The organism is Cellulomonas avistercoris (assembly GCF_014836445.1).
Classification (GTDB): domain Bacteria; phylum Actinomycetota; class Actinomycetes; order Actinomycetales; family Cellulomonadaceae; genus Cellulomonas; species Cellulomonas avistercoris.
Window position 1 is genome coordinate 1 of sequence record NZ_JACSQV010000013.1, and the last position, 26,971, is coordinate 26,971.

19 protein-coding genes and 1 riboswitch are annotated in these 26,971 nt (G+C 74.7%); of the genes, 4 read left to right on the forward strand and 15 right to left on the reverse strand.

Translation table 11 applies throughout. The features are described from left to right. Positions 1-457: 457 nt before the first annotated feature. From tyrS to argC, 11 genes are all read right to left on the reverse strand, one after another. The gene (gene tyrS, locus H9657_RS14325; protein ID WP_191784104.1) at positions 458-1,738 is read right to left on the reverse strand and encodes a tyrosine--tRNA ligase; all 1,281 of its coding nucleotides are present in this window, start codon (positions 1,736-1,738) and stop codon (positions 458-460) included. Positions 1,739-1,874: 136 nt separating this feature from the next. Beyond that, positions 1,875-2,540: a DNA-3-methyladenine glycosylase gene (locus H9657_RS14330; RefSeq protein WP_318241516.1), complete on the reverse strand. Its 666-nt coding sequence runs from the start codon at positions 2,538-2,540 to the stop codon at positions 1,875-1,877. A gap of 70 nt (positions 2,541-2,610) precedes the next feature. After that, entirely contained in the window at positions 2,611-3,261 is a 651-nt protein-coding gene (locus H9657_RS14335; RefSeq protein WP_191784106.1) for a uridine kinase family protein, read from the reverse strand. A 57-nt stretch (positions 3,262-3,318) separates the two neighbouring features. Beyond that, complete coding sequence (gene argH, locus H9657_RS14340; protein WP_191784107.1) at positions 3,319-4,734, reverse strand: argininosuccinate lyase; 1,416 nt, start codon at positions 4,732-4,734, stop codon at positions 3,319-3,321. Then, positions 4,731-5,969, reverse strand: coding sequence for an argininosuccinate synthase (locus tag H9657_RS14345; protein ID WP_191784108.1), 1,239 nt, complete (start codon positions 5,967-5,969; stop codon positions 4,731-4,733). The genes argH and H9657_RS14345 overlap by 4 nt, the downstream gene beginning before the upstream one ends. Before the next feature lie 72 nt (positions 5,970-6,041). Continuing rightward, the gene (locus tag H9657_RS14350) at positions 6,042-6,548 is read right to left on the reverse strand and encodes an arginine repressor (protein ID WP_191784109.1); all 507 of its coding nucleotides are present in this window, start codon (positions 6,546-6,548) and stop codon (positions 6,042-6,044) included. Next, the gene (gene argF / locus H9657_RS14355) at positions 6,545-7,477 is read right to left on the reverse strand and encodes an ornithine carbamoyltransferase (RefSeq protein ID WP_191784110.1); all 933 of its coding nucleotides are present in this window, start codon (positions 7,475-7,477) and stop codon (positions 6,545-6,547) included. The genes H9657_RS14350 and argF overlap by 4 nt, the downstream gene beginning before the upstream one ends. Then, entirely contained in the window at positions 7,474-8,802 is a 1,329-nt protein-coding gene (locus tag H9657_RS14360; RefSeq protein WP_191784111.1) for an acetylornithine transaminase, read from the reverse strand. Before H9657_RS14360 ends, argF begins: the two co-directional genes overlap by 4 nt. Continuing rightward, positions 8,799-9,818: an acetylglutamate kinase gene (argB, locus tag H9657_RS14365; protein ID WP_191784112.1), complete on the reverse strand. Its 1,020-nt coding sequence runs from the start codon at positions 9,816-9,818 to the stop codon at positions 8,799-8,801. Before argB ends, H9657_RS14360 begins: the two co-directional genes overlap by 4 nt. Beyond that, on the reverse strand, positions 9,815-11,041 hold the full coding sequence (gene argJ / locus H9657_RS14370) for a bifunctional glutamate N-acetyltransferase/amino-acid acetyltransferase ArgJ (RefSeq protein ID WP_191784113.1): 1,227 nt from the start codon (positions 11,039-11,041) through the stop codon (positions 9,815-9,817). The genes argB and argJ overlap by 4 nt, the downstream gene beginning before the upstream one ends. Beyond that, the gene (argC, locus tag H9657_RS14375; RefSeq protein ID WP_225215376.1) at positions 11,038-12,108 is read right to left on the reverse strand and encodes an N-acetyl-gamma-glutamyl-phosphate reductase; all 1,071 of its coding nucleotides are present in this window, start codon (positions 12,106-12,108) and stop codon (positions 11,038-11,040) included. The genes argJ and argC overlap by 4 nt, the downstream gene beginning before the upstream one ends. Before the next feature lie 77 nt (positions 12,109-12,185). Here argC and H9657_RS14380 point away from each other — a divergent pair, with 77 nt between their 5' ends. Both H9657_RS14380 and H9657_RS14385 read left to right on the forward strand, forming a co-directional pair. Continuing rightward, on the forward strand, positions 12,186-13,169 hold the full coding sequence (locus H9657_RS14380; protein ID WP_191784115.1) for a quinone oxidoreductase family protein: 984 nt from the start codon (positions 12,186-12,188) through the stop codon (positions 13,167-13,169). Beyond that, positions 13,166-13,918: a DsbA family oxidoreductase gene (locus H9657_RS14385; protein ID WP_318241518.1), complete on the forward strand. Its 753-nt coding sequence runs from the start codon at positions 13,166-13,168 to the stop codon at positions 13,916-13,918. The genes H9657_RS14380 and H9657_RS14385 overlap by 4 nt, the downstream gene beginning before the upstream one ends. Positions 13,919-13,983: 65 nt before the next feature. Here the strand turns inward: H9657_RS14385 and H9657_RS14390 are convergent, their stop codons facing one another. Together H9657_RS14390 and thiD are read right to left on the reverse strand one after the other, a co-directional pair. Next, on the reverse strand, positions 13,984-14,628 hold the full coding sequence (locus H9657_RS14390; RefSeq protein ID WP_191784116.1) for an HAD family hydrolase: 645 nt from the start codon (positions 14,626-14,628) through the stop codon (positions 13,984-13,986). 67 nt (positions 14,629-14,695) lie between these two features. Further along, a complete protein-coding gene (gene thiD / locus H9657_RS14395) occupies positions 14,696-16,300 on the reverse strand; it encodes a bifunctional hydroxymethylpyrimidine kinase/phosphomethylpyrimidine kinase (RefSeq protein ID WP_191784117.1) in 1,605 nt (534 codons plus the stop codon). Next, positions 16,292-16,390: riboswitch (TPP riboswitch) on the reverse strand. It overlaps the preceding gene by 9 nt. A 158-nt stretch (positions 16,391-16,548) precedes the next feature. Between thiD and H9657_RS14400 the strand changes: the two genes are divergently transcribed. Continuing rightward, the gene (locus H9657_RS14400) at positions 16,549-17,859 is read left to right on the forward strand and encodes a TrpB-like pyridoxal phosphate-dependent enzyme (protein WP_191784118.1); all 1,311 of its coding nucleotides are present in this window, start codon (positions 16,549-16,551) and stop codon (positions 17,857-17,859) included. A 111-nt stretch (positions 17,860-17,970) separates the two neighbouring features. Further along, the gene (locus tag H9657_RS14405; RefSeq protein WP_191784119.1) at positions 17,971-19,047 is read left to right on the forward strand and encodes an LLM class flavin-dependent oxidoreductase; all 1,077 of its coding nucleotides are present in this window, start codon (positions 17,971-17,973) and stop codon (positions 19,045-19,047) included. Positions 19,048-19,125: 78 nt separating this feature from the next. On the opposite strand, the gene H9657_RS14410 is transcribed toward H9657_RS14405, so the two are convergent. Continuing rightward, on the reverse strand, positions 19,126-24,102 hold the full coding sequence (locus H9657_RS14410; protein WP_318241519.1) for an ExeM/NucH family extracellular endonuclease: 4,977 nt from the start codon (positions 24,100-24,102) through the stop codon (positions 19,126-19,128). Between the two features lie 289 nt (positions 24,103-24,391). Continuing rightward, positions 24,392-26,971, reverse strand: a complete 2,580-nt coding sequence (gene pheT / locus H9657_RS14415; protein ID WP_191784120.1) for a phenylalanine--tRNA ligase subunit beta — start codon at positions 26,969-26,971, stop codon at positions 24,392-24,394.

Sequence of the window (26,971 nt, forward strand, 5' to 3'; positions counted from 1 at the left end):
GATCCAGGCTCGACGCCAAAAATATGGCATCGACTACTTGGCACACTGTTGAGTTCTCAAGGAACAGACGCGCATCCTCTTCAGCGTTTCCGCTTTCCGCAGGAGGCTTGTTCTTCGTTGTCTAATCTAGCAGGCTTTCTCCGGGCTCCTGACCACCGTGGTGGCCGGCGCCTTCCGATCGCCGCCGCATGACTCTACCCGACGCGCTAGGCGCCGAGTTCCATCATACGGGTTGTGCCCTGCTCCGCGGGACCGACCATCGAGCGCTGCTCGGTGTCCGTTCCTCCCTGCTGGGCGGGCTTGAAGAACATTACGCGAGGCCACCCGGGCCGTCAAACCGGCGGGGCCGTGATGCCGATCACGCGCCTCGTTCCGGGGCCTGCGCAGGCCCCCGCCCTGGTCAGAGAGCTCGGGGGCGCCCCCGGCAACCGCCGTCGGACGCCCCCGGGCGACCGCCTCACGCCTGCGGCGTGCCCTGCGCCTGGCTGTCCACGACCGCCAGCGTGCGCTTGCCCCGCCGCAGGACCGCCCACCGGCCGTGGAGGAGGTCGTCCACCGACAGCACGGCGTCGTCGCCCGCGACCCGGACGTTGTTCACCGACGCTCCCCCCTCTGCCACGGCGCGGCGCGCCGCGGCCTTGCTGGCGACGACGCCGGTCGCGGCCAGGAGGTCGACCACGAGATCGCCCGGGCGACCGGGCGCCGTGGGCAGCTCGGCGACGGCTGCCGCGAGCGTGTCCGGGTCGAGGTCCGCGAGGGAGCCGCGTCCGAAGAGCGCCTGGCTGGCCGCCACCACGGCGTCGGCCGCCGCGGTGCCGTGGACCAGTGCGGTGACGTCGTACGCGAGCGCGCGCTGCGCCTCGCGGGCCGCCGGTCGCGCCGCGACCGCCGCCTCGAGCTCGGCGATCTCCTGGCGCGTGCGGAAGGTGAAGACCTTGAGGTAGCGCACCACGTCGGCGTCGTCCGCGTTGAGCCAGAACTGGTAGAAGGCGTACGGGGTCGTCATCGACGGGTCGAGCCAGACGGTCCCCGACTCGGTCTTGCCGAACTTGGTGCCGTCGGCCTTGGTGATCAGCGGCGTGGTCAGCGCGTGCACGGCCACGCCCTCGACCTTGCGCACCAGCTCCACACCGGACAGCAGGTTGCCCCACTGGTCGTTGCCGCCGGTCTGCAGCCGGACCCCGTGGCGCCGGTGGAGCTCGAGGAAGTCCATGCCCTGGAGGATCTGGTAGCTGAACTCGGTGAAGCTGATGCCCTGCTCGCTGTGGAGCCGCCGCGCCACCGTCTCCTTGGCCAGCATCGTGCCGAGGCGGTAGTGCTTGCCGACGTCGCGCAGGAAGTCGATCGTGGACAGGCCCGCGGTCCAGTCGAGGTTGTTGACCATGGTCGCGGCGTGGGGACCGTCGAACCGCAGCAGGGGTGCGATCTGCGCGCGGATCCGCTCCACCCAGCCCGCGACCACGTCGGGCGAGTTGAGCGTCCGCTCCCCCGTCATCTTCGGGTCGCCGATGAGGCCCGTGGCGCCGCCCACGAGGGCGAAGGGCCGGTTGCCGGCGTCCTGCAGCCGGCGCACCGTCAGGATCTGCACGAGGTTGCCGATGTGCAGGCTCGGCGCCGTGGGGTCGAAGCCGCAGTACAGCGCGACGGGCCCGGCGGCCAGCTCGGCGCGGAGCGCGTCGAGGTCGGTGTGCTGGGCGAGGAGCCCGCGCCAGGCGAGCTCGTCGAGGATGTCGGTCACAGGGGTCTCCCGGTTCGGCTGCCGCTCGTCGTCAGGACGGCGCGGCTGGTGGATGTCGCGCGCCGGACGGTGGCGCGGTACGACGGTGACGCGGTACGACGGTGCGCGGCGGCCTGCGGGGTGCGGGACGCCGTGGTCAGGCCGACGTCGTCGCCCCGCGGGGGGCGTCTGCCGACGTCGGCGACCGATACGCAGGTCGGTAGGCGGAGACGGTGCGCTCCTGCGTCAGCCACAGCCGCCACGGGTGCAGCGCCGCGTCGCCGCCGGCGCCCGAGACGCCGACGCGAGGCCCTGTGGCGACCGGCGGCTGGGCCGTCCTGACGTCCCGGCGGCGCAGCAGCAGCCGTCCCTCGGGCTCGGTCAGGTCGGCACCGTTCGCATCGAGGTCGAGGCCCAGGCACACGGCGAGGCGGGCAGGCCCGCGCGCGAGCTGGCGCGCGCTGTCGACGACGCCCGCCCTCTCCCGGCGCCGCCAGGCGAGGTCCTGCCCCTCGACCACCTCGCCGGCGCGCAGCAGCACCGCCGCCGGACGCCCGGCCGGCAGCGTCACGACGTTGACGCAGTGGTGCAGTCCGAGGTGCCGGTAGACGTACAGCCGCCCCGGTTCCGCGAACATCGCCGCGTTGCGGCCCGTCCGGCCCCGGTGGGCGTGCGAGCCCGGGTCGTCCTCGCCGCCGTAGGCCTCGACCTCCGTGAGGCGGACGGTCACGTCACCCTCGTCGCTGCGGGACGTCACGAACGCGCCCAGCAGGTCCCGCGCGACGACGAGCGGGGGGCGGGCGTACCAGCTGCGTGCGGGCACGGCACTCGGGCCGGGGACGACTGCGTCGTCCGGCCGGTCCGTCGCGGACGCCTCGGGTTGCACCCGCTCATCATGCCAAACCGGACCGGTGGCCCGCGGGTCCGTCCGCGTCGGCCCGTCGTGCGACCACGCGGCCCGTCCCGTCGAGCCGGAGGTCCGCGCGCTCACGCGTCCGCTCGCGCGCGAAGTGGGCGCGCTCGTCGGCCATCCAGACCGTCCAGTGCGCCTCGGCGGCCTGCCCGTCGCGGGCCAGCCCGCGTGCCAGGCGCACGTCGTCGGGCGCCTCGACCCAGACCCGCACCGAGGCGACCGCGTCCGCGCTGCGCCGTGCGGACCCGCAGCCCTCGAGCACCAGGACCGGACGGACGGGCACGTCGACCCACTCCGCGAAGCCCCCGGTCCCCCAGTCGTAGCGCTGGAACCGGCCGGGCCGGCCGCGCCGCACGGGCTCGAGCACCTGGGCCGACAACCGGGGCCACAGGCTGCCCTCGAGCCCTCGCCAGCCGTCGTAGAGGTCGTCGAGGTGCACGACGGCGACGCCGACTCCGCGCGCGCTCAGCTCACGCGCGACGCCGTCGGCGATCGTCGTCTTGCCCGAGCCGGCCGGCCCGTCGACGCAGACGAGCCGCACGCGGCCGAGCCGTGGCGCCGAGCGCAGCACCCGGTCGACCACGACCGGCACACCGGCGGCCCCGTCCCGTACCGGCTCGACCTCGTTCATCGGGTGGGCGCCGCCCGCCGGCGCGACGTCACGCCGGACGCCCGCCCGCGCGGCACGTCACGTGCGCGCGGCACGCATCCGCGCGCTGCGCTCGCGCGCCGCACCGAGCTGCTCGGCCACGCGGACCGGGGCGGTGCCGCCGACCGCGTCCCGCGAGGCCAGCGAGCCCTCGACCGACAGCACGGCACGGACGTCCGGGGTCAGGTGCTCGCTGATCGCCGCGAGGTCGGCGTCGGACAGGTCCCACAGCTCGATGCCCCGCTCCTCGCAGGTCCGGACGCACGTGCCGGCGACCTCGTGCGCGACGCGGAACGGCACGCCCTGGCGGACCAGCCACTCCGCGATGTCGGTCGCGAGCGAGAAGCCCTGCGGCGCGAGCGCCGCCATGCGCGCGGTGTCGAACGTGAGCGTGGCGACCATGCCGGCGAAGGCCGGCAGCAGGACCGTGAGCTGGTCGACCTGGTCGAACACCGGCTCCTTGTCCTCCTGGAGGTCCCGGTTGTACGCGAGCGGCAGGCCCTTGAGGGTCGTCAGCAGACCCGTGAGGTCGCCGACCAGGCGCCCGGCCTTGCCGCGCGCGAGCTCCGCGACGTCCGGGTTCTTCTTCTGCGGCATGATGCTCGACCCCGTGGAGTACGCGTCGTGCAGGCGCACGAACCCGAACTCCTTGGTGGCCCACAGGATGATGTCCTCGGCGAGCCGCGACAGGTCGATCGCCGTCATCGCGGCCACGAAGGCGAACTCCGCGACGACGTCGCGCGACGCCGTGCCGTCGATCGAGTTCTCGACGGGTCCGGAGAATCCGAGCTCCTCGGCCACCGCCGCGGGGTCCAGGCCCAGCGACGAGCCGGCGAGTGCGCCCGAGCCGTACGGCGAGCGGGCCGCGCGCACGTCCCAGTCCGCCCACCGCTCGACGTCGCGCAGCAGCGGCCACGCGTGCGCGAGCAGGTGGTGCGCGAGCAGGACCGGCTGGGCGTGCTGGAGGTGGGTGCGCCCCGGCATGGGCGCGTCCCCGGCCGCCTCGGCCTGCGCGACGAGCGCGTCCACGACGTCGAGCACGAGGCCCGACAGCACACGGGACTGCCGACGCAGGTACATGCGCACGAGCGTCGCGATCTGGTCGTTGCGCGACCGCCCGGCCCGCAGCTTGCCGCCCAGGTCGGTCCCGGCCCGCTCGATGAGCCCGCGCTCGAGCGCGGTGTGCACGTCCTCGTCGTCCGGCAGGGGCGCGAACGCCCCCGACGCGACGTCGGCGCGCAGCCGCTCGAGGGCGTCGACCATGCCGGCGACCTCGTCGTCCGACAGCAGCCCGGCCGCGTGCAGCACGTGGGCGTGCGCGATCGAGCCGGTGATGTCGTCGTCCGCGAGGCGCCAGTCGAACTGGGTCGAGCGGGAGAGGTCGGCGAGGGCCGCCGCGGGGCCGGACGCGAAGCGTCCGCCCCACAGCGCGAGCGGGCCGGGCTGGTCGGTCACGCGTCGATGCCTCCCTGCGACCCCAGGTCGGGGGCGTTGCCGAACTTGACGTCACGCGCGGCCGCGAGCTTCGAGCTCAGGCCGTAGATCTCGATGAAGCCGCGGGCCGCGGACTGGTCGAACGTGTCGCCCGAGTCGTAGGTCGCGAGGTTGAAGTCGTACAGGCTCGACTCGGAGCGGCGCCCCGTGACGGTCGCACGGCCGCCGTGCAGGACCATGCGGACGTCACCGGTGACGTAGCGCTGCGTGTCCTCGACGAAGACGTCGAGCGACTTCTTCAGGGGCGAGAACCACTGGCCGTCGTAGACCAGCTCCGACCAGCGCTGCTCGACGCCGCGCTTGAAGCGGGCCTGCTCGCGCTCGACCGTCACGTTCTCGAGCTCCTGGTGCGCGGCGATGAGCGCGATCGCGCCCGGCGCCTCGTACACCTCGCGCGACTTGATGCCGACCAGGCGGTCCTCGACGATGTCGATGCGCCCGACGCCCTGCGCACCGGCGCGGCGGTTCATCTCCTGGATCGCCTGCAGCGGCGTCACCGGGACCTCGTCGATCGCAACCGGCACACCCTGCTCGAACCGGATGACGACCTCGTCGGCGACCGGCGGGAACGTCGGGTCGTCGGTGTAGGTGTAGACGTCCTTGGTCGGACCGTTCCAGATGTCCTCGAGGAAGCCGGTCTCGACCGCGCGGCCCCACACGTTCTGGTCGATCGAGAACGGGTTGTGCTTGGTCGTCGCGATCGGCAGCTTGTGCTTCTCGGCGTACTCGATGGCCTTGTCACGCGTGAGGGCCAGGTCGCGGACGGGCGCGAGGCACTTGAGGTCGGGCGCGAGCGACGTGATGCCGACCTCGAACCGGACCTGGTCGTTGCCCTTGCCCGTGCAGCCGTGCGCGACGGTGGTGGCGCCGAACTGGCGGGCCGCCCGCACGAGGTGCTTGACGATCACGGGGCGGGACAGCGCCGAGACCAGCGGGTAGCGGTCGAGGTACATGCCGTTGGCCTTGAGGGCCGGCATGCAGTACTCGGCGGCGAACTCGTCGCGCGCGTCGGCGACGTAGGCCTCCACGGCTCCGCAGTCGAGCGCACGGCGGCGGATGACCTCGAGGTCCTCCCCGCCCTGGCCGACGTCGACCGCGACGGCGATCACCTCGGCACCGGTGGCCTCGGCGATCCAGCCGATGCCCACCGAGGTGTCCAGGCCGCCGGAGTACGCGAGGACGACGCGTTCGGTCATGAGTTGTTTCTCCTTGCTCGAGGTCCGCTTGCATGAACATACATCGTCATGCGGACCTATGCATAACTCGGGTCAGCCCTCGCCCGCCAGAGCGAGGAACCGGGCCGCCACCGCGTCGCCGCCGGCGGGGTCCCGCGAGATGACCAGGACCGTGTCGTCCCCCGCGATCGTGCCGAGCACCGTCGGCAGCACGGAGTGGTCGATGGCCGAGGCGAGGAACTGCGCCGCGCCCGGAGGCGTGCGCAGGACCACGAGGTTGCCGGAGGCCTCGGCCGTGACGAGCAGCTCGGCGCACAGCCGCGCCAGACGCGTCGCGAGGTGCTCGGTGTCGGCAGTCGTCGGCGTGCGGTCGCCGCCCTCCCCCGGGACGGCGTAGACCAGCGCGCCCGCCGCGGTGCGGATGCGGACCGCGCGCAGCTCGACCAGGTCCCTGCTCAGCGTGGCCTGCGTGACCGTGACGCCCTCGGCCGCGAGCAGCGCCGCGAGCTCGCCCTGCGAGTGGACCATGCCGTGCTGCAGGAGCGAGATGATCAGCGCGTGCCGCGCGGCCTTGGTCGAGGCGACGGTCGGCGAGCTCACGACCGCTCCAGCAGGAACGTCAGGAGCGCCTTCTGCGCGTGCAGCCGGTTCTCGGCCTCGTCCCACACCACCGACTGCGGACCGTCCAGCACCTCGGCCGTGATCTCCTTGCCGCGGTAGGCCGGCAGGCAGTGCAGGACCAGCGCGTCGGACCGCGCCAGCGCGAGTGCCGCGGCGTCGAGCCGGAATGCCTCGAACCGGTGCTCCCTGTCCTGCGCCTCCTGCTCCTGGCCCATGGACGTCCACGTGTCGGTGGCGACGACGTCGGCGCCCGCGACGGCCTCGGCGAGGTCGTGCACGACGGTCACCGAGCCGCCCGTGACCGCGGCGATCTCGGCCGCGCGCGCGAGCACCGCCGGGTCCGGCGCGGCGTCGACGGGGGTCCCGACCCGCACGTGCATCCCCGCGGTCGCCCCGCCGAGCAGGTAGGAGTGCGCCATGTTGTTGGCACCGTCGCCGACGTACGCGAGCGTCGTGCCGGGGAGCGACGCGACGCCACCCCGGTGCTGCGCCAGGGTCGTGAGGTCGGCCAGCACCTGGCACGGGTGGAACTCGTCGGTGAGCGCGTTCACGACCGGGACGCCCGCGGTCGCCGCCATCTCCTCGAGGTCGGTCTGCGCGAAGGTCCGCCACACGATCGCCGCGACCTGGCGCCCGAGCACCCGCGCGGTGTCCGCGACGGACTCGCGCACGCCGATGCGCGCGAGCGACCCCTCGACCAGCAGGGGGAACCCGCCCAGCTCGGCGATCCCGGTCAGGAAGCTCACCTGGGTGCGCAGCGTCGGCTTGTCGAAGATCACCGCGACCGCGCGCGGGCCCGCCGCGGGCGTGCGGAGGTACCGGTCGTCGCGGAACGCCAGCGCGAGCTCGAGCACCTCGCGCTGCTCGTCGGGCGTGAGGTCGTCGTCGCGCAGGAAGTGGCGGGTCATGCGGTCTCCTCGGGGGCGAGGCCGGCCGGCAGCGACGCCACCAGGTCGACGAACGGCTGGACCTGCTCGTCGGTGAGGACGAACGGCGGCGCGAGGCGCAGCGTGCCGGGCGTGCACGCGTTGACGACGAAACCCGCGTCGAGCGCGTGCGCGGCCACCTGCGCCGCGACGGGCCGGGCCAGCTCGACCGCGATGAGCAGGCCCTCGCCGCGCACCTCGCGCACGAGCGGGTTGCCGGTCGAGCGCAGCCGCTCGCGCAGCCGCTCCCCCAGCGCGGTGACGTGCGCGAGCAGGCCGTCGCGCTCGATGACGCCGATCGTCGCGAGCGCCGCGGCGGACGCGACAGGGTTGCCGCCGAACGTCGTCCCGTGCTGGCCACGGCCGAGGAGCGCCGCGACGTCCGGCCCGAGGGCGACCAGGCCGCCGACGGGGAAGCCGCCGCCGAGGCCCTTGGCCACGGTCACGACGTCCGGCCGGATGCCGCCGCCGATGTGCGGGTGCTGGTGCGCGAACCACCGGCCCGTGCGCCCCATGCCGCTCTGCACCTCGTCGAGCACGAGGAGCGCGCCGTGCGCCGTCGTCAGCTCCCGCGCGAGTGCGAGGTAGCCGGGCGGCAGCGTGCGCACGCCCGCCTCGCCCTGGATCGGCTCGACGAAGAGCGCGGCGACCTGGTCGCCGTCGTCCTCGAACGCGGCGCGCAGGGCGTCGGTGTCGCCGAACGGCAGGAACTCGACGCCCGGAGGCAGCGGCTCGAACGGCTCGCGGTACGCCTGCTTGTGCGTGAGGGACAGCGCGCCCATCGAACGGCCGTGGAAGGCGCCCTCGAGCGCCAGGACACGGGGGCGGCTGCCCGCCGAGTGCCGGCGCGTGAGCTTGAGGGCGGCCTCGTTGGCCTCCGTGCCCGAGCTCGTGAGGAAGACCCGGGACCCCTCCGGCGCGTCGGCGAGCCCGAGCAGACGCTCGGACAGCGCGATCTGGGCCGGGCTGGAGAAGAAGTTCGAGATGTGCCCGAGGGTCCCCAGCTGCGCGCTGACGGCGGCGGTGAGCGTCGGGTGGGCGTGCCCGAGGGAGTTGACCGCGATGCCGCCGAGCAGGTCGAGGTACCGCTTGCCGTCCGCGTCCCACACGTACGGCCCCTCGCCGCGGACCAGCACGCGCTGCGGCGGCCCGAAGGTGTCCATGACGGCGTGGGTGTAGCGGTCGGTCCACTGGGCGACCGAGCCCACGGCCGCGGGCAGCGGCAGCGCCTCGTCGGTGTCGACGGCGCGGTGGCGCGCGGCACCCCCGGCCGGTGCGGCCACCGCCTGGTCGGGCGTCGTCGTCACGGTGCGACCTCCTGCTGGTCCTGGGTCGCCAGGCGCACGGCGCGCACCGGCACGGTCGACGGGTGCCCGTCGGGGTCGGCGTCCGGCAGCACCATCGTGCCGACGCCCTCGGACGTGAAGACCTCGACGAGGATCGAGTGCGTCGCACGGCCGTCGATGACGTGCGCACGCGGCACACCGCCCTCGACGGCGCGCCAGCACGCCTCCATCTTGGGCCGCATGCCCGCGTCGAGACGCGGCAGGAGCTCGGCCAGCGCGGAGGCGCGGATGCGGCGCACGAGCGTCGTCCGGTCCGGCCAGTCGGTGTACAGGCCCTCGACGTCGGTCAGGACGATGAGCTTGCGCGCACCCAGCGCGACCGCGAGCGCGGCCGCCGCCGTGTCGGCGTTGACGTTGAGCACCTGGGTGGGGTCGTCGATGTCGGGTGCGACCGTGGAGACCACGGGGATGCGGCCGGCGTCGAGGAGGTCGAGCACCGCACCGGGGTTGACCTGCACGACGTCGCCGACGAGGCCCACGTCGACCTCCTGCCCGTCGACGACCGCCGTGCGGCGCCGCGCCTGGAACAGGCCCGCGTCCTCGCCCGACAGGCCGACGGCGTGCGGGGCGTGCGCGTTGAGGAGCCCGACGAGCTCGCGCGAGACCTGCCCGGTCAGGACCATGCGGACGACGTCCATGGCCTCGGGCGTCGTGACGCGCAGCCCGCCGCGGAACTCGCTGGCGATGTCGAGGCGGTCGAGCATCGCGTTGATCTGCGGTCCGCCGCCGTGCACGACCACGGGTCGCAGCCCGACCTGCCGCAGGAAGACCATGTCCTCGGCGAACGCGCGCTTGAGGGTGTCGTCGATCATCGCGTTGCCGCCGTACTTGACGACGACGAGCGCCCCGGCGAACTGCTGCAGCCAGGGCAGCGCCTCGACGAGGACCTCGGCCTTCTGCTCGGCCCGCAGGTCGGTGCGGGTGTCGAAGACGAAGTCGTCGGGCACGCCGGTGGGGTTCACGTGGCTTCCGCTCATGTGGAGTACGCGCTGTTCTCGTGGACGTAGTCGTGCGTGAGGTCGTTCGACCAGACGGTCGCGGACGCGTCGCCCGCGTGCAGGTCGACCACGACGTGGACCTCCCGCGCGGACGCGAGGTCGACGTCGCTGCGGTCGGCGTGCACACGGGCAGCCTGGCAGACCATGACGCCGTTCATCGACACGTCGACGGCCTCGGGGTCGAACGGCGCGACCGCCTCGGGGACGGTCCCCACCTGGGCGAGCACCCGGCCCCAGTTGGGGTCGTTGCCGAAGATCGCGGCCTTGAACAGGTTGGAGCGCGTGACGGCGCGGGCGACCGCGAGCGCCGCGTCCTGGTCCGTGGCCCCGACGACGTGGACGGCGACGTCGTGCGACGCGCCCTCGGCGTCGGCGACGAGCTGGCGGGCGAGCGACGCGCAGACCCGCAGGACGGCGTCGGCGAGCACGTCGGGGGACGGCGCCACGCGCGACGCACCGGACGCGAGCAGCGCGACCGTGTCGGACGTCGACATGCACCCGTCGGAGTCGACGCGGTCGAACGTCACCGCGGACGCGGCCCGCAGGGCGGCGTCGAGCACGTGCGCCTCGACGTCGGCGTCCGTGGTCACGACGCAGAGCATGGTGGCCAGGGCGGGCGCGAGCATCCCCGCACCCTTGGCCATGCCGCCCACCGTGAACGACCCGTCCGGCGTGTCGACCGTGACGTGGGCGGTCTTGGGCACCGAGTCCGTCGTCATGATGGCGCGCGCGGCGTCCGGCCCGGCGTCCGGCGCGAGCGCCGCCGCGGCGAGGTCGACGCCCGTGAGCAGGGTCTCGCGCGGCAGCCGCTCACCGATCAGACCCGTCGAGCACACGACGACGTCGCCCGCCGAGACGCCGAGGGCCGTGGCGACGCGCTCGGCCGTGAGGTGCGCGTCGAGGAAGCCCTCGGGCCCGGTGCTGACGTTGGCACCGCCGGAGTTGAGGACGACGGCCGACACGACCCCGTCGGAGACCACCTGGCGCGACCAGACGACGGGCGCGCCGACCACGCGGTTCGTCGTGAAGACGGCGGCCGCCGCCTGCCGGGGGCCGTCGTTGACGACGAGCGCCACGTCCGGCGTCCCGGACGCCTTGAGACCGGCGGTCACGCCCGACGCGCGGAAGCCCGCGGCCGCGGTCACGCCGGGCGACGTGCCGGGTGACGTGCCGGCGAGCGCGGGGCCGAGGTGGTCGGTCACGGCGCGACCCCGTTGCGCGGCAGACCGAGCGTCTCCGGCAGCCCGAGCGCGAGGTTGAGGGACTGGACGGCGCCGCCGGCCGTGCCCTTGACGAGGTTGTCGATCGCCGTGATGGTCACGACGCGTCCCGCGCGGGCGTCGAGCGCGACCTGCACGAGCGCGGTGTTGGCCCCGTTCGTCGACGCCGTCGTGGGCCACTGACCGGCAGGCAGCACGTGCACGAAGGGCTCGTCCGCGTAGGCCGCCCGCCAGACCTCGTGCAGCGCGTCGTCGTCGACCGCGACCCCCGGCGCCAGCCGGGCCGTGGCCGTCGCCAGGATGCCGCGCGGCATCGGCACGAGAACGGGCGTGAAGGACGTGCGGACCTCGCCCGCACCGGCGCTGCGCAGGTTCTGGGCCAGCTCGGGGATGTGCCGGTGGCTGCCGCCGACCGCGTAGGGCACGGCAGCGCCCAGCCCCTCGGACGCGAGCAGGTGCGGCTTGAGCGACTTGCCGGCGCCCGAGTAGCCGACCGCGAGGACGGCGACCAGGTCCGTGGTGTCGAGCAGGCCCGCGGCCACGCCGGGCTGCAGGCCGAGCGTCACGGCGGTCACGTTGCAGCCGGGGACCGCGATGCGCCGCGCACCCGCGAGGCGCTCGCGCTGGCGCCCCGGCGGCCCGGGGACCACGAGCTCGGGCAGGCCGTACGTCCACGTGCCGGCGTGCGGGCTGCCGTAGTAGGTCTCCCAGTCACCGGGCTCGACGAGCCGGTGGTCGGCGCCGAGGTCGAGCACGACGGGGTCCTCCCCCAGGGCCTCGAGCTCGGCCGCGAGCCGGCCGCTCGCCCCGTGCGGCAGCGCCAGCACGACGACGTCGTGGCCCGCGAGCGCCTGGGCGGTCGTGGGCTCCAGCACGCGGTCGGCCAGGTCGCGCAGGTGCGGATGGTGCGCGCCGAGCGGTGTGCCGGCGCTCGAGTGCGCCGTGAGCGTGCCGATGCGCGCCTGCGGGTGGTCGAGCAGCAGCCGCAGGACCTCTCCGCCGGCGTACCCACTGGCCCCGGCCACCGCCACCGTGAACGTCATGTGCATGAACATACAGTCGAGTGCAGACAAATACCAAGGCGTCCGAGGGAACAGGCGCCCGGTGCCCGGCGGTTGCGGCAGGCATGCGCGCTGTCATCGCGACCGGGGCCGGCGGCCCGGAGGTCCTCCAGGTCACCGACGTCCCCGACCCCCGACCCGCACCCGACGAGGTCGTCGTGCGCGTGGCCGCGGCGGGCGTGAACTTCATCGACACCTACCGGCGTCGCGGCATCTACCGTATGCCGTTCCCGCACGTGGTGGGATCCGAGGGCGCGGGTGAGGTCGTCGAGACCGGGTCCGACGTGACGACCCTGGCGCCGGGCGACCGCGTCGCGTGGTCCTCCGCGCCCGGCTCCTACGCCGAGCTGGTCGCCGTGCGGGAGTCCGAGACCCTGCCCGTGCCGGCGGGCGTCGACGACGCCACCGCGGCGGCCCTGCCCATGCAGGGCATGACGGCGCACTACCTCGTCGCCTCGACGTTCACCCTCGCCGCGGGGCACGACGTGCTGCTGCACGCCGGTGCGGGCGGCGTCGGCCTGCTCGTCACGCAGCTGGCCGCCGCACGCGGCGCGCGCGTGATCTCCACCGTGGGGTCGGCCGACAAGGAGCACCTGGCCCGTGCGGCGGGCGCCGCCGACGTCGTGCGCTACCGCGAGCTGTCGGACCTCGCCGACGAGCTGCCCGCGCTCGTGCGCGAGCTCACCGGCGGCCGGGGCGTCGACGTCGTCTACGACGGCGTCGGCAAGGACACCTTCGACGCGTCGCTCGCGTCGCTCGCCCGGCGCGGGACCCTCGTGCTGTTCGGCGCCTCCTCGGGGCAGGTGCCCCCCTTCGACCTGCAGCGCCTCAACTCCGCCGGGTCGCTGTACGTCACGCGCCCCACCCTCGGCGACTACACCGCCACGCGCGACGAGCTGCTGTGGCGTGCGACCGAGCTCTTCGACGCCGTCGTCGCCGGCGCGCTCGACGTGCGCGTCGGCGCGACGTTCCCGCTGGCCGACGCGGCCGACGCCCACCGCGCCCTCGAGGGGCGCGCCACCACCGGAAAGGTGCTCCTGCTCCCGTGAACCCCGCCGTCCCGACCTTCGCCGCACCACCCCGCACCGTGACCGTCGAGATCTGGTCCGACGTCGCGTGCCCCTGGTGCTACATCGGCAAGCGCCGGTTCGCCGCCGCGCTGCGCGACTTCCCGCACCGCGACCACGTCGACGTCGTCTGGCGCTCCTACCAGCTCTCCCCCGAGACGCCGACGGGCCCCGGGCGCCCGGAGATCGACGCGCTCGCCGAGATGAAGGGGCTGCCGCGCGAGCAGGTGGAGCAGATGTTCGCGCACGTCACGACGGTCGCCGCCGGTGACGGCCTGCGGTACGACTTCGCGCGGACCCTGGCGTTCAACACGTTCGACGCCCACCGGCTCCTGCACCTCGCACGCGAGGCGGGCGGGTCGCCGCTCGTCGAGGCGACCATGGAGACGCTGTTCTCGGCGCACTTCGAGCAGGGCGTCGACCTCGGCGCCGAGGGCGCGCTCGTGGCGCTCGCCGCGCAGGCCGGGTTCGCCGCGCACGGCTGGGACGACGCACGCGTCGCGGCGGCGCTGGCCGACGACGACACCGCCGATGCGGTCCGCGACGACCTGGTGGCCGCACGCTCGATCGGTGTGACGGGTGTGCCGTTCTTCGTCGTCGACCGGAAGTACGCCGTGTCAGGGGCACAGCCGGCCGAGGTCTTCGCGCAGCTGCTCGAGGCCGGCTGGCGGGAGGCCAACCCGCTGGTCACGGTCCCGAGCGGTGAGGTGTGCACCGACGGGTCGTGCTGAGCGATCGCGCCGCGCGCACCGTGGCGCTCGCCGTGCCGGAACTGCCGGCCGGGCAGGGGCGCTCGTCACAGGACGCCGAGCACGAGGGCGGCCAGCTCGCGCAGCGAGTCGACGCGCACGTCCGCGAGCGCCGCCTCCGGACGGCGGGCGTGCACGTAGCCCCACGGCCCGCGCCGCACGAACGCGGTGCGCAGACCCGCTGCGCGGGCCGGCAGGACGTCGTTGTCGAGCCGGTCGCCGACGTACAGCACGTCGGCAGCCGGCAGGCCGAGGTCCGTCACCACGCGCGCGAAGAACTCGCGGGACGGCTTGGCGACGCCCCAGCGCGCCGAGGTCGCTACGAGGTCGGCCTCGACACCGGCGGCACGGAGCTGGTGCTCGGCCCGGGCCGGCTGGTTCCCCGCCACCGCCACGACGTAGCCGGCCGCCCGCAGGGCCCCGAGGGTGGGCAGCGCGTCGGGGTACAGGTCGTCGGCGCGGATCTCCGAGGGTGTCGTGGGCGGCTCGACGCCGAGCATCTGCCACACGCGGTGGTGCGGCTCGTCGCGCTCGGTGAGCGCACCGAGCACGGCCAGGAGCACCGACGGCGCGACCCCTACCTCGTGGGCGGCCTGGACCCACGTGCGTGTCTCGTCGACGAGCGTCTCGCCCACGTCGAAGACGACGGCACGCACGTCGGCCCACGGCGGCCGCGGTGTTAGGGGAGGCACGTCCTGCACCCTGCCACGACCGCGCGCGCCGGGCGCCCCATGCCGTCGGTCGAGGGCGGGATCCGGGTCACCCGACGTCCCTGAACCCGCCCACCAGGACGCGCGTCGACCCGGAGGCGACCCGCCGTGCGCTCGTCTGGTCGAAGAACGCGAGCTCGTGGGCGCTCGACGTGACGAAGGCCGCGAGCATGCGGGCACGCGTCGCCGCGCCGACCTCGCACGCGGCGGCGTCCGCGAGCGCGCACGCCCGGGCCGACGCGGCGGCGAAGGCGGGGTCGCCGTACGTGCCGACCCAGTCGCCGTACGGGTGTGCGGCCAGGTCGCCGGCGCGCGCGAGGATCCGTGCGCCGATGTCGGCGTACAGCCAGTAGCAGGGCAGGACGGCCGCGACCACCTCGGCGTAGGAGCCCGTCGCGGCCACCGCGAGCAGGTGGCCGGTGTAGGCCGTGGTCACCCGGCTCGCGGGTCCGGACCAGCGCGCACCGGCGCGGGCCAGACGCTCGGCGTGCAGACGGGTCTCGACGTCCAGGCAGCGGGCCGCGCCCTGCGCGAAGAACACCTGGGCCGCCGCGTCCGGGGCCAGCTGGCTCGCCCGTGCGAGCACGCGCGAGTACTGGGCGAGGTAGAGGGCGTCCTGGTGGAGGTACTGCTCGAACTCCTCGACGGGCAGCGACCCGTCGGCGAGCCCGCGCACGAACGGCAGGTCGTCGCACGCGGCCCGCAGGTCCGCGACGCGGTCCCACGCGTCGGCGCTGAACGGCGGCGCGCCCAGGGTGGGTGCGTGGTGGAGGTGGTCGACGGGCCCGCGGCCCGACCCGACCGCGAGCGCCTCGCCCGCGGCGATCGCGCCGGTGAGCCACTCCTTCGCCTCGCGGACCGCGGTCACCCAGTCGGGACGGCGGGGCCGCAGGGCCGCGACGGCCGCCGAGAGCGAGCAGCCCGTGCCGTGCGTGCTCGTGGTGCTCACGCGGACCGCGTCGAGCTCGGTCACCGTGGTCGCGTCGACCACGGCGTCCGGGCTCGCGTCCCCCGCGAGGTGGCCGCCCTTGAGCAGCACGGTGACGTGCGCGGCGGTCGCGAGCCGGCGGGCCTGGCGCACCGCGTCCGCCCACGTGGTCGCGGTGGACTCACCCAGCAGCACGCCCAGCTCCGGGAGGTTGGGGGTCACGAGGTCCGCCTGCGCGACCAGCCGGCGCACGGCGTCCTGCGCGTCGACATCGAGCAGGCGGTCCCCGCTGGTCGCGACCATGACGGGGTCGAGCACGACCACCGGAGGTCGTGTGCACGCCAGCCACGCGGCGACCTCGTCCGCCACCGCACGTGTGCCGAGCATGCCGATCTTCACGGCGTCGACCGTCACGTCGTCGCTCACGGCCTCGAGCTGGGCACGCAGGAAGGCGACGTCGGGCACGTGGACCGCCCGCACGCCCTGGGTGTTCTGCGCGACGAGCGCGGTCACGACGGCCATGCCGTACGCGCCGTGCGCCGCGAACGACTTGAGGTCGGCGTGGACGCCTGCGCCCCCCGTCGGGTCGGTGCCCGCCACCGACAGGACCCGCACGCGGCTGCCGACGCGGCTCGTCGGGCCACCGCCGCGCTCCGCGGGCACGGGCTGCGGGGGCTCGGGCTGCGGGGGCTCGGTGTCGTGCGGGGACGGGAGGACAGACGTCATGGCGGACATCCCTTCGCTCGTACGAACGAGATCAGGTTCGACGGGTGTGATCTCAGCCCTGCTCGGTACAGGGCACCCCGTGTCTCGCGTCGACCCTAGACCGTGCGGCCCGCCGGCGGCAGGCCCCGTCGGCCACCGGAGCGACCGCCTGGCGGGCTACGCTCCCGGTGCGGGTCGTCGACGGCGGGACTGCGCGGACGGGCCGGCTCCGATCCCGCGCGCCCACGCGCCCGAACCTGCGAGGCGAGATGTCCACCTCCCCCGGCACGACCCGACCCGCACCCCTGACCGACCCGGTCGGCACCGTGGTCCCGTCCGCCGTCCCGACCCACTGGTACAACCTCGCGGCCGACCTGCCCGAGCCGTGCCCGCCGGCGCTGCACCCGGGCACGCGTGAGCCGCTGACGCCCGACGACCTGGCGCCGCTGTTCCCGATGGCGCTCATCGCGCAGGAGGTCTCGACCGAGCGGTGGGTGGAGATCCCCCAGACGGTCCGGGAGATCTACGCCCTGTGGCGTCCGGCACCGCTGCTGCGCGCACGGCGCCTGGAACGCGCGCTGGGGACGCCCGCGAAGATCTACTACAAGTACGAGGGCGGCTCCCCCGCCGGCTCGCACAAGCCGAACACGGCCGTCGCGCAGGCGTACTACAACGCCGTGGAGGGCATCACCCGGCTGACGACCGAGACGGGCGCCGGGCAGTGGGGCGCCTCGCTGTCGATGGCCTGCGCGCTGCTCGGCCTCGGGTGCGAGGTCTGGCAGGTCCGCGCGTCCTACGACGGCAAGCCCTACCGGCGCATGCAGATGGAGACGTACGGCGCGACCTGTCACCCGTCGCCCTCGGACCTCACCGAGGCGGGCCGCGCGATGCTCGCGGCCGACCCCACGACGACGGGCTCGCTGGGCATGGCGATCAGCGAGGCCGTCGAGGTCGCGGCGAACGACCCGAAGGCGCACTACGCGCTGGGCTCGGTGCTCAACCACGTGCTGCTCCACCAGAGCGTCATCGGGCAGGAGGCACTCGCGCAGCTCGACGAGCTGGGTGAGACCGCCGACATCGTGTTCGGGTGCGCGGGCGGTGGGTCGAACCTCGCGGGCCTGAGCTTCCCGTTCCTCGGCCGCAACCTGCGCGACGGGGCGACGACGCGCGTCGTGGCCTGCGAGCCGGCGGCCTGCCCGTCGATGACCCAGGGCGAGTACCGGTACGACTTCGGCGACGTCGCGGGCCTGACGCCGCTGCTCAAGATGCACACGCTGGGCAAGGACTTCGTGCCGCCGCCCATCCACGCGGGCGGGCTGCGCTACCACGGCATGGCGCCGATGGTCTCGCACGCCTACGCGCTGGGGCTCATGGACGCCGTCGCGGTCGAGCAGGACGCCGCCTTCGCCGCCGGCATCGAGTTCGCCCGGGCCGAGGGCATCATCCCGGCACCCGAGTCGACGCACGCCCTCGCGGCTGCGCTCGCGCACGCGCGGGCCGCGACGACGGACGAGACGATCCTCGTCGGCCTGTCCGGCAACGGCGTGCTGGACCTGCCCGCGTACCACGACTACGTCTGACACCGCGGGGGCCGGACCCGCGTCGGATGACCACGACGTGGGCACCGGCTTATCCCGATCGTTCTTGTCCGTTTATCGTCTCAGGGAGGCACACCGGCACAAGGAGCCCCCATGAGCACGCACTTCCTCTGGTACATCCCCAACACCGTCGAGCCCGGCCACCGCGGTGACGACACGGCCGACGGCTGGGGGTCGCTCGACCTGTCGACCGAGCTGGCGCGCGCCGCCGAGGCGCACGGGTGGGACGGCGCCCTCATCGGGACCGGGTGGGGACGGCCCGACACGTTCACCGTCGCCACCGCGCTCGCCGCCCGGACGACGACCTTCCAGCCACTCGTGGCCGTCCGGCCCGGCTACTGGCAGCCCGCCCACTTCGCGAGCGCGGCCGCGACCCTGGACCGGCTGTCCGGCGGCCGGCTGCTCGTCAACGTCGTCAGCGGGCACGACGGCGTCGCGCAGTACGGCGACACGGCCGGGGACCAGGCGCAGCGGTACGCCCGCACCCGGGAGTTCCTCGACCTCGTCCGGCGCCTGTGGACGCAGGAGCACGTCACGTTCCACGGTGAGCACTACCGGGTCGACGACTCGACCCTCGCACCGCGCCCCGTGACCGGACCGGACCGGCCGCACCCCCGCCTGTACTTCGGCGGCGCGTCGCCCGCGGCCGAGCGCGTGGCCGCCGCCGAGGCCGACGTGCAGCTCTTCTGGGGCGAGCCGCTCGACGGGGTCGCCGAGCGGATCGCGCGCCTGCGAGCGCTCAGCGACGAGGTCGGACGACGCCACGCGCCGCTCGAGTTCGGCCTGCGGGTCACGACGCTCGTGCGTGACACCGGCGAGGAGGCGTGGCACGACGCGCAGGAGAAGGTCGCGCGCATGGCCGAGGGGCTGGGCACGCGACCGGCCGACCCCCTGCGCCGTCGCGCCGTCGGGCAGCAGCGCCTGCTCGACCTGGCAGGACGCGGCGACGTCCTCGACTCCTGCCTGTACACCGCGCCGGGGCGCTACGGCGGTGGCGGGGCGGGGACGACCTGGCTGGTCGGCTCCGCCGCGGAGGTGGCCGCCGCGCTGCAGCGGTACCGCGACCTCGGCGTGACGCACTTCGTGCTCTCCGACACCCCGTACCTGCGCGAGACCGCACGCGTCGGGGACCAGCTGCTCAGGCTGCTGCGGGAGCCGGCCCTGACCTGAGCGGCCGGGCCGGGTCCCTGCCCGCGCGCCGAGGGCCGCCGGACCACCCGCACGCGGCGGGTGGTCCGGCGAGCCCGGTCAGCCGCGGACGCTCACCGTGGCGCTCGCGCTGCCCGCGACGTCCGCCGCGTCGTCGGGCACGAACACCGCGGCCAGGCGGTGGCTGCCCGGACCGAGGTCACGCGGCACCGTCCCGATCGCGAGGCCGAGGACGACGCGCGCCCGGGACACGACGCGGTCGCCCTCGCGCAGCTCGACCGTGCCCGCGGGCAGGGCGCGCGTCTCGAGGCCCACGGTGGCGACCCACGCCGACGGGAGCAGCCGCGGGAGCGGCGACTGCACGACGGCCAGCGACGTGCTGCTCGTCGCCCGCGCCACCGTCACGGTGACGGGCGCCGACTGCGAGCCCGCGACCGCGTCGGTCCCGGCGTACACGGCCACGACCTCGTAGGTGCCCGCCGGTGTCCGCGCCGGCAGCGTCAGCACCGCGCGCCCGTCGCGCAGCGTCGACGTCCCGAGCACGTCGTCGCCCGCCACGAACCGGACGGGCCCGGTGACCGGCCCCTCGGACGTCACGACCGCCGTGAGCCGGACCCGCGTCCCCCGGGTGCCGAACACCTGCGTGGCCGGCGACGCCGAGAGCGCCGTGGCCGAGGTCGCCAGGCCGTCCTCGACCGTGAACGGCACGCTCGCGACGGTCCCGCTGGGCGTCGCCACGACGGTCAGGACGTGCTCACCGGGCGCCAGGTCCCCCGGCAGCGTGACCGTGACCTGCGCGGAGGCGTCGGGGCCGGTCTCGCCCCGCACGAGCGGGAAGGTGCCGAGCACCTCGTCGCCGAGGCGCACCTCCACCTGCGTGTTCTCGGGGGCGCCGAGGCTCGTCAGGTTGAGGCCGCCGACCGTGAAGGTCAGCTCCCCGCCCGCCGCGACGGGCGCGAGCTCGGGGACCGCCACGGCCCGCTCGCCGAAGTCGGGCGACAGACCCGGGTGCGCCTCGAGGTACGCGATCCAGGCGTCGCGGTCGATGAGACCCGAGTCGGCCGTCCCCCGGCCCTCCGTGAGGACCCGGAAGTTGTCCCCGCCCTGCGCGAGGAACGAGAACGTCCCGATGCGGTAGTCGGCGCCCCTGTCGATGGGCGCGCCGTCGACCGTGACCGACGTGATCCTGTCGCCGAGGTCGCGCGACGCGTCGTAGGTGTAGGTCACGTTGTCCGACAGGCCGAGCTGCAGGTACGGGCGGCTCGGGATCGTGCCGTCCGCGTTGGTCTGCCACTGCTGCTCGAGCATGGTGACCACCTGGGCGCCCGTGAGCGTGGTCGTCCAGAGGTTGTTGACGAACGGCAGCACCGCGTTCGCCTCGGCGTAGGTGATCGTGCCGTCCGGTGCGTGGATCAGCTCGGCACGCATGCCTCCGGGGTTGACGACGCCGATCTGCGCGCCGCCACGCTCGGGTGCGGCCAGCGTGTCGAGCAGCGCGTCGGCGACGAGCCCGCCGAGCGTCGACTCGCGGCTGCGGTCGTCGCGTCCCGTGGTGGTGCCCGGTGCCGACCCGACGTACACCCCGTCGACGTAGGAACCACCGCTGAACGCCGTGGTGATGTCCGCCGTCACCGAGCCGACCGGCTCGGAGCCGACCTCGTCGGCGTACGCGAGCGCGTCGGCGACGATGTCCGCCACCGCGGCGACGCGCGGGTAGGCCGCCACGAGGTCGGCGTCGGGGGTCGTGGTGCGCGCGACGTTCTCGGCCGTCGCGGCGGTGACCTCGTCGGTCGTCCGGTCGTACGTCAGGACGACCTTGCCGAGGAGCTCACCGTACGACCCGGTCTGCAGGACGGGCCGCGTCGCGTCGCCGTCGCCCACCGGACCGAACCACGCGTACTGCTTGTGCGTGTGGCCCGTCAGGACGACGTCCACCGCGGTGTCCGTCTGCGTCACGATGTCGGCGAACGCGCCGCCCGCGGCGAGCTCGTCCTCCAGCGTCGCGCCGTCCGGCGTGCCGGCCCCCGCACCCTCGTGGTACTCGGCCACGATCACGTCGGCCTCGCCGTTGGACGCGTCGCCGTCGGTCAGCTGCGCGGCCACGCGGTTGACCGCCTCGACCGGGTCGCCGAAGTCGAGGCCCGCGATGCCCCCCGGGGTGACGAGCGTCGGCGTCTCCTGCGTGACGGCGCCGATCACGCCGACCGTCACGCCGTCCATGTCGATCAGCGCGTACTCGTCGAGCGCGGGCGTCGTGGTGCCGTCCAGGTAGACGTTGGCCCCCAGGTACGCGAAGGCCGCGTTCGTGCCGCCGGCGATCACCCGGTCGACGAGGTCGTCGTACCCCTTGTCGAGCTCGTGGTTGCCGACCGCCGAGGCCGCCAGGCCGAGCGCGTTCAGCACGTCGATGGTCGGCTGGTCCTGCTGCACCGAGGACGCGAAGAGCGAGGCGCCGATGTTGTCGCCGGCCGACAGGAAGGCCACGGGGCCCTCGGCCGCCGCCCGCTGCTGCTCGACCGTCCCCGCGAACCTCACGGTGTTGGCGTCGATGCGGCCGTGGAAGTCGTTGATGTTGAGGAACGTCAGGTCGACGGGCCCCTCGTTCGCGTCGCCGGCGGCCAGGCCGACGACGACGGGGTCGTGGTCCGACGAGCGGTACGGGTCCGGCGCGTGGAAGGACGTGCCGTGGTAGCCGTACCGGCTGTACTCGAGCGCGATCGACTCCTCGGCGTTGATCTCCCAGACGTCGGCGCCGGTCGCGCGCGCGGCGGCCGCCTCGTTGAGCAGCACGTGGTCGAGCGAGCCCGACAGACCGCCGAACGAGTAGCTGTACTGCCCAGGCGCGAGCGCCGCGACCGCGTCCACGTACCCCGCGTCGTACAGCACCTGCAGCGGGTCCTCACGCGTGTACGCGTTGAAGTCGCCGACCAGCGCGACCGCCTGCGCCTCACCCTGCACGGTGGGCACCCAGTCGCGCAGGGCGGTCGTCTGACGCACGCGCGACTCGTTCGACGCGCCCTGCCCGTCGCCCGCGTCGCCGTCGCCCGGCCACGGACCGGCCGAGCCCTTGGACTTGAGGTGGTTCACGACCACGAGGAACGGCTCGCCCCCGTCGGCGGGCGCGAACACCTGGCCGATGGGCTCGCGCGCGTTGCCGAACGCCTGGTCGTCACCGCTCTGGTCACCCAGCGCGCGCGACGGTCCCGAGGGAGCCACGGCGGCGGGCCGGTAGATGATCGCGTTGGTGATGACGTCCTGCTCGGCCGCGGGCGGCAGCTCCTGCGACGAGGGCACGTACGCCCACGTGCCGGCGCCGGCAGCGGCGTTCAGCGCGTCGACGAGGGTCGCGAGCGCCTCGTCGGGCACGCCGTCGACACGCGCCGAGTTCTCGATCTCCAGCAGCCCGACGACGTCGGCGTCGAGCGCCGTGATCGCCGCGACGATCTTGGCCTGCTGACGTGCCAGGTCGTCGCCGTCCCACGCGCCGCGCTGGTCGCAGCCCTCGCGGACCGTCACCGGCTCACCGCTCGGGTCCGTGTAGGCGACGCAGGAGCCGTCCTCGTCGCCCAGCGTCGTGAAGTAGTTGAGGACGTTGAACGACGCGACGGACAGGTCGCCGCCGACGGGCTCGGGAGCCACGGTGCGGTCGTTCTCGAACGTCACCGGAGCCGGTCCGCCCGCGACGACGCGCGCCGTCGGGCTCAGCTTCCAGGCGCTGTTGCGGTAGTCGACGACGAGCGGCTCCATGACCTGCACCGCGGCCCCGACGCGCACGGGGTTCTCGAGCGACACGTACGGCGGCGTGAGGCCGCCGTTGCCGCTGCCGAGGAAGTTCGTGGTCGCACCGTCGTCGAGGACCACCTTGCGGGCGGCGTTGTCGGCGGCGGCCGCGGCGGCCTCCGGGGACCCGGGACGTCCCACCTCGGTGGGCTGCAGCAGCGGGGTCGTCCCGGTCGCCAGGGCGACCTCGCCGTACTGGTTCGTGCTGTAGGTGTCGGCGACGGTCAGGTCGCCCGTCGGCACGAACAGCATCGACTCGAGCGCCTCGCGCGCCGCGGCGTCCGCCGGCCAGGCGCCGCTGACGGCGGTCGGTACGTCCGCCGCGGCCAGGACCTCGACGCCGCCGGACGCGACGGTGACCTGCGTCAGGCCGTTGAACTCGGCGACGACACCCGTGACCTGCACGTGCTGACCGGTCGTCACCTGCCCGACCGTCGACGGCGAGTACACGAAGACGGCGTCGGAGCCGGTCCGCGCGGCGGGGTCGCCACCACCGGAGCCGGGCGTCTGGAGCACGTAGCCGTCCAGGCCGCCCGTCGGGTAGGACGCCGTGACGACGCCCGAGGTCGTCACGGTGGTACCGACCAGCGGCGAGGCGTCACCGGTGCCCTGCACCTCGGCGATCGTCGCGTCCACCGGGTCGCCGGGCTCCTCGGGCTCGACGCCCGACGGCATCGGCGTCGGTGCCCCCGCGGTGAAGTCGGCGGCGTTGTCCGCGGTGTGGGTGTGGTCGGCGTCGCGGGCGACCGAGGTCGCGTTGGTGGTGGCAGGAGCAGGCCCGGAGCCGGCGTACGACGTCGCGGTCGGCCCCCAGCCCACGAGGTCGACGACGGCGTCGACGCCCGCGCAGCCGGTGCTGCACGTCAGAGCGGTACCGCCCTGCACGAGCGCGACCTTGCCGTTGGTGCCACTCATCGCGACGCCGGTGCCCTCGAGGTCGACCGGCACGTCGGGCGCGCCGGTGTTGCTGCCGAACGCCTGCCCCACGACGAACGTCGCACCCGCGGGGACGCTGCCGCTCAGCGGCGTCACCTGCCACGACGCACCGCCCACGGACGCGTACTGCAACGAGTAGCCCGCAAGGTCGACGGGCGCCGTGCCGGGGTTGTGCAGCTCCACGAAGTCCCGGTCGAACGGCGCACCCGCGTTGCCGCCGCCCCCGTAGACCTCGTTGACCAGCAGCGGCGCGTCGGGCGTCACGGCCGCGTGCGCGGCGCCCGCCGTGGCGGCACCGCCGGTGAGCATGAGGGCGAGCGCGGTGAGCGCGCCGGTGGCCGTTCGAGGTCGTGCGTGCACGGGGGTCCCCTCCGTCGGGCACGAGGGGGTGGGCGTGGCGCACGCCCCGTCGCGCAGGCAGGTCGGCCGTCACCTGGACGACCGACCTCACCATGCGTGGTTCACCCGATTCGCCGCAACTACCCGCTAGTAACTATCTGGTGAACTCACCCGAGGACGCCCGTATCGTCCGGGTTCCGCTGCGGCTGCCGCGCTCCCAGCCCCTGCCGGACGACCCGTCGGGGTTCCGCCGTCCTGCACAGCACGACGCGGGCCGCGGGGACGCCCCCGCGACCCGCGTCGTGGACCGTCAGGCGCGCAGCGTCGCACCCACGCGGGCGTGCGCCTCGGCGACGACCGCGTCGCGCACCGCAGCGGTCTCGGCCGCCGTGAGGGTCCGGTCGGCCGCGCGCAGCCGCAGCGCGAAGGCCAGCGACTTGCGCCCGGCCCCGACCTGGTCGCCCGTGTACACGTCGAACAGGTGCACGTCCTCCAGGACGTCGCCCGCGACGCTCGCGACGGCTCCCGCGCGGACGGCGGTCAGCACGTCGGCGGCGGGCACGTCGTCCGCCACGACGAGCGCGACGTCCTCCTTGGCGACCGGGAACGTCGACACCGGCACGGCCGTGACGGGCTCGTCGTCGGACGCCGCGAGCAGCGCCGTGAGGTCGAGCTCGAACGCGACGGCCCGCGCCGGCAGGTCGAGCGCGGCGACCACGTGCGGGTGCAGCTCGCCCGCGTGCCCGACGACGCTTCCCGATGCGGCGACCAGCCGCGCGCACCGCCCGGGGTGGAACGGCGCCCGCTCCCGGTCCGCCGTGGCCGCCACCTCGACGCCCACGACCTGCGCGACCCGGCGGACGTGCGCGAGCACGTCGTCGAGGTCAGCCCGGCGCCCGGCACCGCCCCGACCGGCCGGCTCCACGAGCCCCGTGAGCACGCCGGCGACGTGCAGCGGCTGCGCGGGCACGGCCCGCTCGAGCGTCGCGAGCTGCTCGTCGCTCGGCCGCACCCCGCCCGGGAGCCGCGGCGCGGGCTGCGCTCCGGCACCCGGCAGCGTGACGAGGCCCATCTCGTACAGGCCGAGGTCCGCGTTGCCGCGCGCGACGTTGCGGCGCGCGGTGTCGAGCAGCGTCACCAGCAGGTCGGTGCGCAGGAGCGGCTGACCGTCCGCGAGCGGGTTGACCAGCCGCACCGCGCGGCGGCGCTCGTCGTCGTCCCGCAGCCCGAGGGCGTCCAGCTGGTCGGAACCGACGAACGGGTAGCTCAGCACCTCGACGAGGCCACCGGCGGCCAGCGTGTCGGCCACCGCGCGCCGCAGCCGCTGCCCACGGGTCAGACCGCGCCCGGTGGGCGCGGCCGGCACGACCGACGGGATCGCGTCGTAGCCGCGCAGGCGCGCGACCTCCTCGACGAGGTCCACGCCCGCGGTCAGGTCGGGGCGCCACGACGGCACGTGCACCTGCCACGGCACGTCGGCGTCGTCGATCCCGCACCCGATCTCGGTGAGGGTCGTGCGCACCTCGTCGTCCGTGTACGGCACGCCGACCAGCCGTGCGGCCTGCGCGGGGTCGAACGGCACGGGCGCCGGCGGGCGCGTGCGGTCGACGTCCGTCAGCGCGTCCTCGACCGACCCGCCGCCGTGCTCGACGAGCAGCGCTGCCGCACGCGCGACGGCCACGCGGGCGAGCCGCGGGTCGACGCCACGCTCGAACCGCTTGGACGCCTCCGACGTCAGCCGGTGGCGCCGCGAGGACCGCGCCACGCTCACCGGGTCGAAGTGCGCGGCCTCCAGCAGCAGGTCGGTGGTCGCGTCCCCCACCTCGGAGTCGGCCCCGCCCATGACGCCGGCGATGCCGAGCACGCGCTCGCCGCGCCCTCCGGTCGAGTCGGTGATGAGCAGGTCCTGCGGGTCGAGGCGACGCTCGACGTCGTCGAGGGTCGTGACGCGCTCCCCCGGTCGCGCACGCCGGACGACGACCGGCGCGGTGAGGGCGCCGAGGTCGTACGCGTGCATCGGCTGGCCGAGGTCCAGCATGACGTAGTTGGTCACGTCGACCGCGAGGCTGATGGGGCGCATGCCGGCCTGCGTGAGCCGCCGCTGCATCCAGGCCGGCGACGGCCCGGACGCACGCACGCCGCGCACGACCTGCGCGACGAAGCGGTCACACCCGGGCACGCCGTGGATGCCCTCGTCGTCGTCGATCTCGACGGCGAACCCGGCCGGCCGCTCGCGCAGCACGTCCGGAGTCTCGAGACCGGCGTCGGTGAAGCGGGCACCGGTCGAGTGCGCGTACTCCCGCGCGACGCCGCGCATCGAGAAGCAGTACCCGCGGTCGGGCGTGACGTTGATCTCGAGCACCTCGTCCGCGAGGCCGAGCAGGCGCAGCGCGTCCGTCCCGGGCGCCGTGACGTCCTCGCCGTAGCCGAGGCGGGACAGCACGATGATGCCCGCGTGGTCCTCGCCGAGCCCGAGCTCGCGCGCCGAGCAGATCATGCCGTCCGACACGTGGCCGTACGTCTTGCGCGCCGCGATGGGGAACGGGCCGGGCAGCACCGCGCCCGGCAGCGCGACGACGACGCGGTCACCGACGCCGAAGTTGTGCGCGCCGCACACGATTCCCCGCGGCACCGTCGGCTCGCCGGCGTCGTCGAGGTCGTTGTGCCCGCCGACGTCGACGCGGCACCAGTTGATGGTCTTGCCGTTCTTCTGCGGCTCGGGCGTCAGCTCGACGACCTGCCCGACCACGAGCGGGCCGGTCACGCCGGAGGTGTGGATCTCCTCCTCCTCCAGCCCGACGCGCACGAGGTCGGCGGCCAGCTGCTCGGCCGTGAGGTCGGCGGGGAGCTCGACGTGCTCGCCGAGCCACGTCAGGGGGATACGAGGCAT